We start from the raw sequence: 13663 nt of genomic DNA, 5'->3' as shown, positions 1-13663 counted from the left end.
GGGCGTGGATTTCGCTGAGACTTTCGGACCTCCGCCGCGGCGGACCGTGCCCATCGAATGGGCGGCGGTGGAGGGATGGCTAGGGCTGACGCTCCCAGGGTCGTACAAGGCGATCGCGTCGGCCTACGGCCCGCTTGACATCGGTGAATACGTCTGGTTGCACGTCCCGTGCGTCCAGGACGGCGACTTCAGTCACTTCAACTGGGGCCGATGGCTCACCAACACGCATCGGAGCACACGCATCGCCTCGCGGGACGCGCCGCCGCACGAGCCGCCGCCGTTCCACCCGGCGCCCGGCGGCTTGCTCGCCTGGGGCACCACGCGCCGCTCGGACGAGCTGTTCTGGGACACCTCCGGGCCGGATCCGGACCGATGGCCGGTCGTCATCTTTCACCGCGACGCGGCTGACCAGAAGATCAACCCTTGGCAGCGGTACGAGACGCCGCTGCCGGAGACGCTGGCCGCGTTCGTCGGCGACGGGCTCCCACTGCCCGGTGGTGGCCGGCTCGGCCCGCTCCCGGCGACGGCGGTCCCGACCGCGTTCCTGCCCGACGCGCGGCCGTGGCAGCCGCCACCGCCGGTGACGATCGCGCAGGAGCGGCGGGCCGCGGTGACCGAGGGCTCCGGCCTGGCCGCGCTTACCGCGCTGGTCCCGCCGCCGGACCGGCCGTACCTGGGCGGCGGCGACTGGGACTCGCTGTTCGACCGGCTGGGCACCCGGCTCCCGGCCGAGTACGTGGCGCTGATGGACCGTTACGGCGGCGGCATCTGGGCTGAGTGGCTGCGCTTTCGGACTCCGTTGCGCGACGGCTTCCTGGCGGACGTCACCGAGATGCTGGACGTCTACCGCCAGTGCCGCGCGGACTGGCCGGAGGAGCATCCGCTGCCGGCCTGGCCCGAGCCGGGCGGCTTCCTGCCGTTCGCCTGCTCGATCGACGGTGACGAGTTCGGCTGGCTCGCCGAGGGCGACCCGGACGCCTGGCCGTTGATCGTCTATCCCCGGCACGCGGACCAAGGCCCGCCGCTGCCCGCCGGGCTGATCGACACCCTCCTGGACTGGCTGCGCGGCAAGTACAGCACCGACGGCCTGGTCCCACTCGACCGCGACGACGACCCGGTGGAGTTCGCCACGTTCGAGTCCTGGACCGACGACTCCTACTGGTGACAGCCGCCACCGGCCGCGGCGCAGCCCGTCCAGCACGATCTCCAGCAGGTACGCGGACCCGCGCTCCAAACCCGCCGCCCCGCCCCCGTGCCACAGGAAGCTAGCAGCACGCCGTCGCGCACCGCACCGGCGTCGCGGCCGGCGCACAACAGCCGCGCGATCGTGTCAGTCCGGCACACTCGGTCCTGAACGCGGGCAGGCACGCTCGGCGAGAGCGCGTCCGGCGGCGGCAGTTCCTTCCGGGCGGGGTCGTCATGGCGCAGATCACCGGGGGCGCGGCTGGGGCGCCGCATAGCATCGGGGCCATGCTCCAAGGGGATGATCTGCGCGAGGCCACGGTGGTGGTTGTCGGGGGTGGACAGGCAGGGCTGTCGGCCGCCTATCACCTGAAGAGGCGCGGATTCACCGGAGGCGAGGGCGAGAACGAGCGCACCTTCGTCGTGCTGGACGCGGCGGAGAGAGCCGGTGGGGCCTGGCAGCATCGGTGGGAGTCGCTGCGGATGGCGACGGTGAACGGGATCTTTGATCTGCCGGGGTTTGCGAAGCCGCCGATCGATCCGGACGAGCCGAGCCGGACGGCCGTGCCCCGGTACTTCGCGGACTTCGAGCGGCAGGCCGGCCTGCCGATCCTGCGGCCGGTCACCGTCACGAAGGTACACCACGACGGGCCGGACGCGTTCGTGGTCGAGACCGGTGACGAAACCTGGCGCACGCGGGCGATCATCAACGCCACCGGCACCTGGACGAACCCGGTCCTCCCCCGCTACCCCGGTCAGGAGTCGTTCGACGGGCTGCAGCTGCACACGCACGACTACGTGGCCAAGGAGAAGCTGGCCGGGATGCGGGTCGCGGTCGTCGGGGGCGGGATCTCCGCGGTGCAGCAGTTGGAGGAGATCTCGCAGGTCGCGACCACGTTCTGGTACACCCGCCGCGAGCCGGTCTTCCGCGACGACGATTTCACGCCGGAGGGCGCGGGCCGCGAGACGATCGCGAAGGTCGTCGCGGACGTGGAGGCGGGCCGTCCGACCGGCAGCGTGGTCTCCTACACCGGCCTGATCTGGACGCCCTACGCGCTGGCCGCCAAGGAGCGGGGCGCGCTGGAGCGAAGGCCGATGTTCACCGCGATCGTCCCGGACGGTGTGGTCGAGGAGAGCGGCGAGGTCACCGAGGTCGACGCGATCCTGTGGGCGACCGGTTTCAAGGCCGCGCTCGCCCACCTCGACCCGCTTCACCTGCGCAATGACAAGGGCGGCATCCGGATGATCGGCACGCGGGTGGCGGGCGAGCCGCGCCTGCACCTGATCGGCTTCGGCCCGTCGCAGTCCACGGTCGGCGCGAACCGGGCCGGTCGCGCCGCCGTCGGCGCACTGCTCAAAGAGCTTTCATGAAAAAAGCAGCGGGGGTACGTCGTACCCCCGCTGCTGTGTGAAAGGTCTAGTCCCCGGCCGGCGGGGACGGGGTCCGGGACGATGCCGGGTCCGGCGGCGCGACCTCGGGGTTGTTCGCGTTGCCGGACTTGAAGGAGATCTTCACGCTGGGTGCGTTGAAGTTCTTGACCTGCTGGCCCTTGAGCGAGTCCCGCATCAGGCGGGCGACCGCGTCGATGACCTCGTCCTGGACGTCCGCGCCGACGATGTCGTTCGGGTTGTCCGGGTTGACCGCGATGCCGGCGATGGCCAGCTGCGGCGTGGTGGCGATGAACGACTCGGTGGCGTTGTCCGAGGACGAGCCGGTCTTGCCGGCGACCGGGCGGCCGACGATGCCGCTGACCCGGGTGGACGTGCCGTTGCTGCACGAGCCGTGCGCCGGGCTCTGGCCGACCGGGCAGCGGGCCGCGTCGAGGCCGGCACGCGCCACGTCCTTGTCCAGGACCTGCTTGCAGTCCGGCTGGGCGACCTTGGCGGCGACCTCGCTGGACGTGCCGGTGGTGTCCGTGATCGAGACGACCGGCGTGGGCTTGCAGTAGTTGCCGTCCGCGGCGAGCGTGGCGTACGCGTTCGCCATGTCCAGCGGCGTGGTCGACGAGACGCCGAGCGTGAACGAGCCCCAGTCGTCCGGCTTCGCGGCGAGGTCCGCGTCCTGCTTGGTGCGGAACTGGATGCCGAGCCGTTTCGCCACGTCCACCGCGGCCTTGACGCCGACGGTCTCCTCCAGCTTGACGAAGTACGTGTTGGAGGACTTGCCGAACGCGGTCCACATGTTCTGGTAGCCGTCCTGGTAGCTGGCGCTCGCGTTCTTCGGGCACCAGTAACCGCCGCAGCCGTCCGAGCTGCCGTCCGTGAACGACGTCTTCTGCTTGCTCTTCGTGTTGAAGCCCTTGTCGAGCGCGTAGCCCTTCTCCAGCGCGGCCAGCATCACGAAGATCTTGAACGTGGAGCCGAACTGGTAGCCGGCCGAGTCGTCGCTGCCCGCGATGAACTGGTTCATCGTGTTCGGGTAGTTGCCGCTGGTCGGGTTCTTCGCGTTGCTGAAGTGCCGGTTGATCGCGAGCGCCTTGACCTTGCCGGTGTTCGGCTCGACCGCGGCGAACGGCGCCGCCTTCGGGTCGTCGAAGTCGTAGATCTTGGTGGCTTCCTTGCTGGCCGCGAGCTGCAGTGTCGCGTCCAGCGCGGTGACGATCCGGAAGCCGCCCTTCTTGAGCGCGTCGTACCGGGCGTTCTCGTCCGGGCCGAACTCCTCCTGCTGCTTCCACCAGGAGACGAAGTAGTCGCAGTAGAAGCCCCAGCCGGCCTCGGTGTGCGAGGAGCCCGCGCAGTTACTGGTCGCCTTCGTCGGCTTCAGGTTGAGCGGCTCGGCCTTGGCCGCGTCCGCGTCGGCCTGGGTGATCGCGCCGGTGCCGACCATGGCGTCGAGCACGTAGTTGCGGCGACCGACGGCCTCGTCCTCGTCGTTGTTGACCGGGTCGAACGCGTCCGGCGACTTGACCAGGCCGGCGATCATCGCGGCCTGGCTGAGCGTGAGCTTGTCCGGCGTGGTGGAGAAGTACGCGTTCGCGGCCGCGGAGACGCCGTAGGCCTGGTTGCCGAAGTAGGCGATGTTCAGGTACCGCCGGAGGATCTCGTCCTTCTCCAGCGAGTCCTCGATCGTGATCGCGAACTTGATCTCCTGGAGCTTGCGGGTGGTGCTCAGCTCCGTCGCGGCGTCGCGCTCCTCCTCCGTCGCGCTCGTGTCGTTCTTGAGCACGTTGCGCACGTACTGCATGGTGAGCGTGGACGCGCCGGAGACCTCACCGCCCTGCGTGTTCGACACGAACGCGCGGATCAGGCCCTTGATGTCCACGCCGCCGTGCACGTAGAACCGGGTGTCCTCGGCCGCGACGATCGCGTCCTTCATGACCTTGGCGATCTCGTCGCTGGAGACGTCGGTGCGGTTCTCCTCCAGGAACGAGGTGATCACCGTCTTGCCGTCGTTCGCGTACAGGTACGACGTCTGGGCGGTCGGCGGCGTCTTCAGATCCTCCGGCAGGTCGTCGAAGGAGTCGCTGGCCAGCTTCGCCGCCACCCCGGCCGTCGCGCTCGCCGGGAGCGCGGCGCCCGCGACCACCGCGCCGCCCAGCACCCCGAGCAGCGCCAGCGTGAGAACCTTGCGGGATTTGGACGTGAATCGCCGGCCCGGAGTCGATGCCTCCGGACCCGGCGGTGGTGATGCGAACTGCATTGCCGGGACGGTCCCCTCGTGAATGATGGCGCGCACGAAATAGCTGTTCATGAACGTGCTGAAGTCTGCCGGACGTTTATCGACGCCTGATCAATGGAGACGCGGGAGCGGCCCGGCAGGTTGCCGATCCTCGCCGCGAAAAGCGAAATCTAGATCACACAGAGCCCTTCGCGGGTACGCCGAGCGCGCGCATCGCCGCGTCCACCGCCTCGGTCCGGATGGTGGTGGCGAGGTCCGGGTCGTCCGCGAACAGCACCAGCGTGTCCTGCAGGCCGCCGAGCGCGACCACGGCCCGGACCCGCTCGAACGTGCCTGGCCCGGTCAGCGCCGCATCGATCCGGGTGCGCCAGGTGATGATCCAGTCCACGATCTGCAGCTCGTTGAGGACCGCGACGTCGCGGACGATGCCGAGCAGCATCGCGCGGTGCCGGTAGCAGAGGTCGAAGTAGGCCTCGAGCGTGGCGCGCGGCTCCGTCGGGAGGTTGGCGGAGAGCGCCTCGATGTCGTGCACGAAGGGCTCGACCAGGCTCCTGAGCAGGTCGCCCTTGGAGCGGAAGTGGTAGTAGAGCGCGGCCTTGGTGATGCCGAGCCGGCCGGAGATCTCGGAGAGGCTGGTCTGCTCGTACCCGCGGGTGGCGAACAGCTCCGCCGCGACCCGTAGGGCCTGCTCACGGGTGTCGGTGTTCGGGCGGGGCATCGGACGATCATAGACCCACGCTTGACTACCTGCCGGCCGGTAAGTAACTATCGAAAGTCATGAGACGAGTGCTGATTTCCGGGGCCAGCATCGCCGGTCCCGCGCTGGCGTACTGGCTGGACCGGTACGGATTCGAGGTCACGGTCGTGGAGAAGGCGCCGACCGTGCGGCAGGGCGGCTACCCGATCGACGTGCGCGGCTCCGCGATCGACGTCTGCGAGCGGATGGGTCTCGGCCCGGCCCTGCGCGAGGCGAACATCAAGACGCGGCGGATGACCATGCTGGCCCCGGACGGCCGGGTCGCGGGCCGGATCGACACGGAACAACTGCTGGCCGGCACCGCGCGGCGGGACGTGGAGGTGCCACGCGGCGAGCTGGGCGACCTGCTCTACGCGCTGACCAAGGACCGGGTGGAGTACGTGTTCGGCGACTCGATCCGCACGCTCGACCAGACCGCCGGCGGCGTCGACCTGACGTTCACGCACGGCGCTCCGCGTACCGTCGACGTGGTGGTGGGTTGTGACGGCCAGCACTCGGTGACGCGCCGGCTGGCGTTCGGGCCGGAGCAGGACTACAGCCACTACCTCGGATACTGCTTCGCCGGGTTCACGGCGCCGAACACGGACGGGCTGTCGCACGAGGCGGTGCTCCAGAACGCGCCCGGCGTCGGCACCGCGCTCTACGCGGTGCGCGAGCAGCCCTGGGTGCACGCGCTGCTCGTGTTCACCGACCCGCAGCCGGCCCGCGGGTGGACCGCCGACGACCTGCGCGACCGGGTGGCCGCGCGGTTCGCCGGGGTGAACAGTCCGGTCCCGGGAAAGCTGGCGGACGCGCCGGACCTCTACTACGACACGGTCAGCCAGATCAAGATGCCGTCCTGGACGACCGGCCGGGTGGCGCTCGCCGGGGATGCGGCGTACGCGCCGTCGTTCCTCAGCGGGCAGGGCACCAGCCTGGCGCTGACCGGAGCATATGTGCTGGCCGGCGAGCTGAAGCGGTCCGGCGGCGAGCTGACCGGTGCCTACGAGCAGACGATGCGCGACTTCGTGCGCGACAACCAGGCCATGGCCACCGGGCCGTCGTTCCTGTTCCCGCGCACCCGCCACGGGCTCTGGCTGCGCAACCAGAGCATGCGGATGGCGCCGCTGATGTCCCGGATCGGGTCCCGCATCGAGCGGAACGCGACCGCGCTACGGATCGAGGACTACTGAGACCGGTCCTCCCGGCGTGAGCGGGTCACGCCGGGAGGGAGGCCGACGGTCAGCCCAGCAGCTCCAGCTCGGCCACGGTGGCCGGGCCGGTGAACTCCAGCCGGTAGTGGCTGTACGCGCCCGGCGTCTTCACCGTGAACGGCCGCGTCTGCTGCCGCCAGGTGAACGCCTCACCGGACCGGGCGTCCAGCTCGGTCCAGGTCGTGCCGTCCGCCGAGCCGAGCAGCTTCCACCCGGCCGGGTCGGCGCCGGCCGCCGCGGCCGACGTGATCGTGTACTGCTTGACCTGCACGCCGGCCGGGAGCGTCCACTGCTGTGCCGTCACGCTCGCCGAGGTGGCGGACGAGTCGTCGGCCAGCGCGGCCGTGGTCACGGTGCCGGCCACGTCCTTCTGCGGCGTGGCGGGCGCGGTGCCCGTGGTCAGCGACGGCGGCAGTGCGTCGTCCCCGGTCGCCCACGCCGACGGCTTCGCGCCCATGGTGAAGTCGAGCGTGCCGCCGTTGGCCAGCGTGGTGTGCGGCAGGTAGGACTTGTTCCAGGCCTTGCCGTTCACCTTCAGCGACTGCACGTAGACGTTGGTCGCGGAGTTGCCCGGCGCCTTGATGACGACCTTCTTGCCGTTCTCCAGGTTGATCGTGGCCTTGGTGAACAGCGGCGACCCGATCACGTAGTTCGCGCTGCCCATCTGCAGCGGGTAGATGCCGAGCGAGGCGAAGACGTACCAGGCGGACATCTCGCCGTTGTCCTCGTCGCCCGGGTAGCCCTGGCCGATCTCGCTGCCGAGGTAGAGCCGGGACAGCGCCTCGCGGGTGAGCGCCTGCGTCTTGTACGGCTGGCCGGCGTACGCGTACATCCACGGGATGTGGTGCGACGGCTGGTTGCTGTGCCCGTACTGGCCCATGCGCACGTCCCGGGCCTCGGTCATCTCGTGGATGACGCCGCCGTACGAGCCGGGCTTGAGCGCCTCCTCCGGGTCGGAGAAGAACGTGTCCAGCTTCTGCGCCAGCGCGTCGCGTCCGCCGTACAGGTTGGCCAGGCCCTGGCCGTCCTGCGGCGCGTGGAACGCCATGTTCCAGCCGTTGGTCTCGGTGTAGTCGTAGCCCCAGACCTCCGGGTCGTACTGTTCCGGCGTCCACCGCCACTGCCCGGCCGTGTTCTTGCCCTGGAAGAACTCGACGGACGGGTCGAAGTGGTTGACGTAGTTCAGCGCCCGCTGGCGGTAGTAGTCCGCCTCCTCCTGGTAGCGGGCGGCGTTCGGGCCACCGGCCTTCGCGAGTTCAGCCGCCATGTTCGCGATGCCGAAGTCGTTGATGTAGCCGTCCATCGCCCAGGACATCGCCTCGCCGGTCACGTCGAGCGGCGTGTAGCCCTTGAAGATCGACCGGGTCAGGCCCTTGCGGCCCACGTTGTCGTTCGGCGGCGCGACGGACGCGTTCTTGATCGCGGCCTGGTAGGCGACCTCAGGATCGAAACCCTTGATCCCCTTCAGGTACGCGTCCGCGAACGCCACGTCCGAGCTGGTGCCGACCATCAGGTTCGCATAACCGGGCGCGGACCAGCGAGAGATCCAGCCGCCGTCCCGGTACTGCTGCACGAACCCGTCCGCCATCTCGCCCGCCATCGACGGGGTGAGCAGCGCATAGGCCGGCCAGGTGGTGCGGTAGGTGTCCCAGAAGCCGTTGTTCACGTACACCTTGCCGGGTTTGATCTCGGCCCCGGTCTCGGTGGGCGTGCTCGGCGGCGTGGTGGTCGACGACTGCACGGTGTGCTTCCAGACCGGCGCCGCGTTCGTGCCGGTGTTCTCGTGCGCCGAGTTCGGGTAGAGGAACAACCGGTAGAGGCTGGAGTACAACGTGACCAGCTGGTCCCGGCTCGCGCCCTCGACCTCGACCGTGCGCAGCTTCGCGTTCCACGCGGTCTCGGCGCGGGTGCGGACCGACTCGACCGTGTCCGCGGCCGCGATCTCCAGGTCCAGGTTGTGCTTGGCCTGGGCCACGCTGATCAGCGACGTGGAGACGCGCAGGTTGACGGTCTTGCGCGCCACCGTGACGTACCCGGTGGAGGGCCTGTTGCCCTGCGGCAGCATGCCGCCGGCCAGGACCGGGGAGTCCAGCGTCGCGTACAGGAACATGCGGGTGGCGCCGTTGGCAAGGCCGCCGCGCACGTCGGTCCAGCCGGTGACGACGCCGTTGGCCGCGTCCACGGTCAGGCCGGCGTCGTCGTTCACGTTGTCGAAGATGATGTTGCCGCCGGTCCCGGAGAACGTGAACCGCAGCAGCGCGGAGTGGTCCGTCGGCGCGACCTCCGCCTTGAGCCCGCTGTCGAACGTGACGCCGTAGTAGTGCGGCTTCGCCGTCTCGTTCTCGTGGTGGAACGGCAGTGCACGGGCGGTCCGGTCCGCGTTCGGCACCCCGGTGCCGTCCTGCGGCATGAACTGGAACGTCTGCCGGTCCGCCATCCACGGGCTCGGCTCGTGGCTGACCGACAGCGCCTGCAGCGTCGGCAGGTTCTGCGCGTTGTTGGCCTTGTTGTACTCGTAGAGCCAGTTCAGCGTGCCCGCGTTGGTGACCGGCGTCCAGAAGTTGAAGCCGTGCGGCACCGCGGCCGCGGGGATGTTGTTACCGCGGGAGAAACTGCTGCTCGACTGGGTGCCGCGACGCGTCTCGACGTACCCCGCGAGGCTCTTCTCCGCCTGTGCGACCGGCGTGTCCGCGAGCATGATGTCGTCGAACCAGGCCCGCCACGTGCTCTGCGGTCCCGTGGGCTTGTCGTAGGCGACCAGCACCCGGTCGATGGTCTTGCCGCGCGCCACGTCGCCGATCCGGCTGACGACCTTGTTCCACTGGTTCGCGGAGAGCGTCTTCGACGCGCCCTGCGCCTGCGGGCTGACCACGGTCCCGTGCTGGTCCTTGGCCTTGAGCCCGCTCAGGAACGTGCCGTCCGTGAACGCCAGGTCCACCGAGGTGTACGTCGCCGGGTAGCTCATGTCACCGCGGCTGAACTCCGGGAACACCAGGTAGGACAGCTCCGTGTCCCGGTTGACCTTGATGTTCACGTCGTAGATCTTGTTGTACGTGAAGCCGCGCCCGTCCGTCGCGTGCCGTCCGGCGAACTCCAGCGCGGCCACGCCCGAGTAGCCGACGCGCGCCTTCGCGGCCGGCGCGTTCGACGGCCCCGGCCCGATCGCGCTGCGCGCCGCCGACGGCGTGGGCGGCACGGTGCTGCCGTCGGAGAGCTGCAGGTCCGCGATCTGGATCAGGTTGACGCCGCCGTTCCCGGTGACGTTCAGCCGGTAGTGCGCGTAGGAGCCCGGCGTCGCCACGTCGTAGGTGGTGAGGTTGCCGCGCGCACCGAGCGCCTGCCCGGCGCGGGTGTCCACGGTGGTCCACTCGTTGCCGTCGGCCGAGCCCTCGAGCCGCCAGTCGCGCGGGTCGCGCTCCGGCGCGTCGTTCGCGGCGGTCAGCGCGTACCGGACCACGGTCGTCGGCGCGTCCAGCTGATAGGCGACCCAGCCGGTCGCGGTGAAGACCAGCCACTTCGTGTCCGGGTCCGCGTCGAGCAGGTTCTCCTTGACCTCGCCACTGCCCGCGTTCTCACCGTTCGCGGTGACCGCGGTGACGTGCTTGTTGACCGAACCCGGGATCCCCGGCTGCAGCGTCCCGTCCACGCCCTCCGCGCGCTCCGCGGTGTCCACCCAGGTCGGTGGCGGATCGCCGGTCTCGAACGAGCTGGTGAACCGGGGCGCCGGGGCGGCCGACGCAGGTTCACTGATCACCACCGAGCCTCCGATCAACGCGAGCGAGAGCACGGCAGCAAGAGGCGTTCGACGCATCAGACCTCCATCGTGGAGAACGACCGCCCGCCATCTTCGATCGCCCGACACCGATCTGTAAAGGCAACTTAACAAAAAACCCGATCAATGGGTACGGATGCGGCCGACCAGCCGCATCCGTCTCCTTTGGGTCAGCAGGTCCAGGACTTGGCGGAGCTGCCGCTCAGGCCGCGGACGCTGCCGCAGGCGCCCTTCTGCTTCACCGGACCGGCGTAGTAGCGGTAGGTGCCGTCGTCCAGCGCCCAGCCCTTGCCGCCGCGCAGCAGCAGGCCCGCGCCGACGTAGGTGGGCTTGCCGAGGCCGGTGGTCTTGATCGTGACGACGCACTGCCAGGGCCCGTTGGACAGCTGATAGACGGTGGCGCCGGTGAGCGCGGCCTGACGTTTGACGGTGAAGCCCGGCCCGCAGAGCCCGGCCGGGGTGTAGGGCCCCGCCGCGTGGGCCACCGCCGGCGCGAGCGCCGTCGCCAGCACCGCCGCCCCGAGCACGACACCGGCAGTACGCAGAATTCGCCTGATCACACTGGCTCCTCATTTGTCCGACATTTCATGGTTTAACGGTGTGGGGCTGACGCGGTGGCGGCCTGTAAATGGCTGGCCTCCACTCGGGCCGTTGATCAACAATGTCGAACCGTGAGCACACGACTGCGGGCCATCGCCAGGGAGACGCTCGACGCCATCGACGCCGGGGAGTACCTCGCACCGTCCGGCACCGTGGTGCCGCTGGCCGCCGCGGTCTCCGACGCGATCGCCGGCACCGTCCTCCACCTCCCCGGCGCGCCGCTCGCCTCCCCCGTCATCGGCGACCGGCCGCCCGCGATCGAGGTCACCGGCGAGTCCACACTGCTCGCGGCACGTCGGCTCGCGCAGGACGGACCGGTCGCGGCCATGGTGTTCGCCTCCGCGAAGAACCCGGGCGGCGGCTTCCGTACCGGCGCACAGGCCCAGGAGGAGAGCGTGGCCCGCGCCAGCGCGCTCTTCCCCTGCCTCACCGCCGTGCCGGACTACTACGAGTTCCACCGCGCCCAGCGCGACCTGCTCTACAGCGACCGGGTCGTCTACTCCCCCGGCGTACCGGTCTTCCGCGACGACAGGGGCCGCTTCCTCCCCGCCCCGCACCCGGTCTCCATGCTCACCGCCGCCGCCCCCAACCGCGGTGCCATCGCACGCAACCAGCCCGCCAGCACCGACGAGATCGACACGGTCCTGGCCACCCGCGCCCGCCGCGTCCTCGAGGTCGCCGCCCACCACGCCGAACGCCGCCTGGTCCTCGGCGCCTGGGGCTGCGGCGTCTTCCGCAACTCCCCCGCCGCCGTCGCCGACGCGTTCGCCACCGCGCTCGACGCCCTCCCCGGCCGCTTCGACCGGGTCGTCTTCGCCGTTCTCGACCGCGGCGACGCCCCCATCCGCACCGCCTTCACCACCCGCTTCTCCCTCCCACCGCATTCCTGACCCCGCCGCACCCCCTTCCCCACAGCACGCCGCGAGATCGCAGCACGCCGGGAGGGCACGTCCGCTCCGAGGCCAGCAGGTGCGGGCCAGCAGACCCCGGCGTGCCACGAGACCCCGGCGAATCGGCAGATGCGGGCAGGCCGGTGGGGTGTTGTTCTGAGCTGGGGTGGGGCGGGAGTGGAAGGGAGGAGCGCCAGCGACGACCGGTGCCCGCGGGAGCGTGCGGACCGCAACCACCGCGAAGTGGGAAAATGAATTGGATTGTGGTCTTTTGCTTTGTGGCAGCGGGGGGCGGTGCGCGATCCGCGGCCTCCCCCGTGGTGGCCCGGACGGATCCAGGAGACCGCGGGCGCGCCGTGGGGGCAAGGCCGGCCGTGATCTGTTGCGCGGAGGCGCAACGGCAACGCCGAGGCGGGGCGGCGTTGCCGTTGGCCGGCGGGATGAGGGTCAGGAGTCGCCGGAGGGGCCGGGGATCGTCACGCCGGTGGCGACGGGGACGCCGAGGTTGGGGGAACCGTCGGAGTTCCAGGCGATCTTCTGGGCGCGGGTGGTGCGGGTGGTGCCGCAGCCCTGGCTGGAGGAGGAGTTCGCGTGGTAGACGATCCACATCTCGGTGCCGTCGGGTGAGTTGACGAACGAGTGGTGGCCGGGGCCGTAGACGCCGTTGGCGTCGTTGCGCTGGAAGATCGGCGTGGACTTCTTGACCCAGGAGCTCGCGGAGGCCGGGTTGCCGCCGGTCCAGGTGAGCTGGCCGAGCTTGTAGTCGGGCGTGTTGCAGGAGCTGGCCGAGTAGGTGAGGAACGTCTGTCCGTTGTGGTACAGCGCGTACGGGCCCTCGTTGACGGCGCCGCCCTGACGTTCCCAGGACAGGTTCGGTGTGGAGATGCGCACGCCGTTGCTGGAGACCTGGATCGGCGAGGACATCGGCGCGATGAAGACGCTCTGCTCGCCGCCACGGAACGCGGAGTAGACGAAGTGGTCGGGCCAGCCGTTGAAGCGGACCACGCTGCCGTCGATCGCCCACCCGCCGCTGGGTTCAAGGTTGAGGATCCCGCGGTACGTGTAGGCGCCGTACGGGTCGGTGGTGTTGCTCTCCAGCACGCCGGTGCGGCGCTGTCCCTGGCCCGGCGTCGGCTCCGCGGAGAAGTAGATGTACCAGCGGCCGTTCGTGTACTGCAGGTCCGGCGCCCACATCGTGCAGCAGCCCGGCCCCGGGGCCAGCGAGAACAGCACCTTCTCGGTCGCGGTCTTCAGCCCGGCCATGGTCGACGACCGGCGCATGACGATGTTCGACGACCAGGTGGTGGCCACGTAGTACCAGTACCCGCCGGAGTAGGCGATCGACGGGTCCGCGCTGTTCGGCGCGCCGACCAGTGGGTTGGTGAACGACGGGCCGGCTGCGGCCTGCGCGGACGGGGCGGCGAGCGCGACACTCAGGCCGGGCACCAGCACGACGGCCGCGACCGCCGCGAGCACCCGCCTCCAGCTACGTTTCACGGACATCGACTTTCCTTCCTCGGATAGTCGGCACCACGATGTGAGCGCTCACACCCACGACGTCGGAAACCGACCGGACGGTACGTTGCGCGCTTGTTTCAGCAATGTTAGCGATCACAATAGGAGTGTCAAGCATAGATGGTTGACTATCTA

Annotated in this window: 8 protein-coding genes and 1 pseudogene; 4 read left to right on the top strand and 5 right to left on the bottom strand. The window is 69.9% G+C overall.

Going from position 1 to position 13663, the window contains the following annotated elements:
* The first annotated feature begins 67 nt into the window (after positions 1 to 67).
* The gene (locus OP04_RS04240) at positions 68 to 1165 is read left to right on the top strand and encodes an SMI1/KNR4 family protein (protein ID WP_198153712.1); all 1098 of its coding nucleotides are present in this window, start codon (positions 68 to 70) and stop codon (positions 1163 to 1165) included.
* 305 nt (positions 1166 to 1470) lie between these two features.
* Positions 1471 to 2553 (top strand): NAD(P)-binding domain-containing protein, encoded by a 1083-nt coding sequence (locus OP04_RS04235; RefSeq protein ID WP_033338182.1) that lies wholly within the window; start codon positions 1471 to 1473, stop codon positions 2551 to 2553.
* Positions 2554 to 2599: 46 nt separating this feature from the next.
* Here OP04_RS04235 and OP04_RS04230 read toward each other — a convergent pair whose 3' ends face one another.
* Entirely contained in the window at positions 2600 to 4822 is a 2223-nt protein-coding gene (locus OP04_RS04230) for a transglycosylase domain-containing protein (RefSeq protein WP_085066242.1), read from the bottom strand.
* A gap of 154 nt (positions 4823 to 4976) precedes the next feature.
* Entirely contained in the window at positions 4977 to 5519 is a 543-nt protein-coding gene (locus OP04_RS04225; RefSeq protein WP_033338181.1) for a TetR/AcrR family transcriptional regulator, read from the bottom strand.
* Between the two features lie 59 nt (positions 5520 to 5578).
* On the opposite strand from OP04_RS04225, the gene OP04_RS04220 reads away from it, so the two are divergent.
* Entirely contained in the window at positions 5579 to 6730 is a 1152-nt protein-coding gene (locus tag OP04_RS04220; protein ID WP_063746536.1) for an FAD-dependent monooxygenase, read from the top strand.
* Positions 6731 to 6785: 55 nt separating this feature from the next.
* Here the strand turns inward: OP04_RS04220 and OP04_RS04215 are convergent.
* Both OP04_RS04215 and OP04_RS04210 read right to left on the bottom strand, forming a co-directional pair.
* Positions 6786 to 10562 (bottom strand): annotated as a pseudogene (locus OP04_RS04215) (GH92 family glycosyl hydrolase); the annotation flags it as partial.
* A gap of 131 nt (positions 10563 to 10693) precedes the next feature.
* Positions 10694 to 11083, bottom strand: a complete 390-nt coding sequence (locus OP04_RS04210; RefSeq protein ID WP_157239266.1) for a hypothetical protein — start codon at positions 11081 to 11083, stop codon at positions 10694 to 10696.
* A gap of 111 nt (positions 11084 to 11194) precedes the next feature.
* Between OP04_RS04210 and OP04_RS04205 the strand changes: the two genes are divergently transcribed.
* Complete coding sequence (locus OP04_RS04205) at positions 11195 to 12013, top strand: TIGR02452 family protein (protein ID WP_033338179.1); 819 nt, start codon at positions 11195 to 11197, stop codon at positions 12011 to 12013.
* Between the two features lie 447 nt (positions 12014 to 12460).
* Here the strand turns inward: OP04_RS04205 and OP04_RS04200 are convergent, their stop codons facing one another.
* Positions 12461 to 13516 (bottom strand): glycoside hydrolase family 43 protein, encoded by a 1056-nt coding sequence (locus OP04_RS04200; RefSeq protein ID WP_033338381.1) that lies wholly within the window; start codon positions 13514 to 13516, stop codon positions 12461 to 12463.
* Between the last annotated feature and the right edge of the window lie 147 nt (positions 13517 to 13663).

The organism is Catenuloplanes japonicus, from assembly GCF_000717135.1.
GTDB classification, from domain to species: domain Bacteria; phylum Actinomycetota; class Actinomycetes; order Mycobacteriales; family Micromonosporaceae; genus Catenuloplanes; species Catenuloplanes japonicus.
The sequence above is the reverse complement of the archived record's forward strand: the minus strand, read 5'-3'. Positions and strand labels throughout refer to the sequence as shown.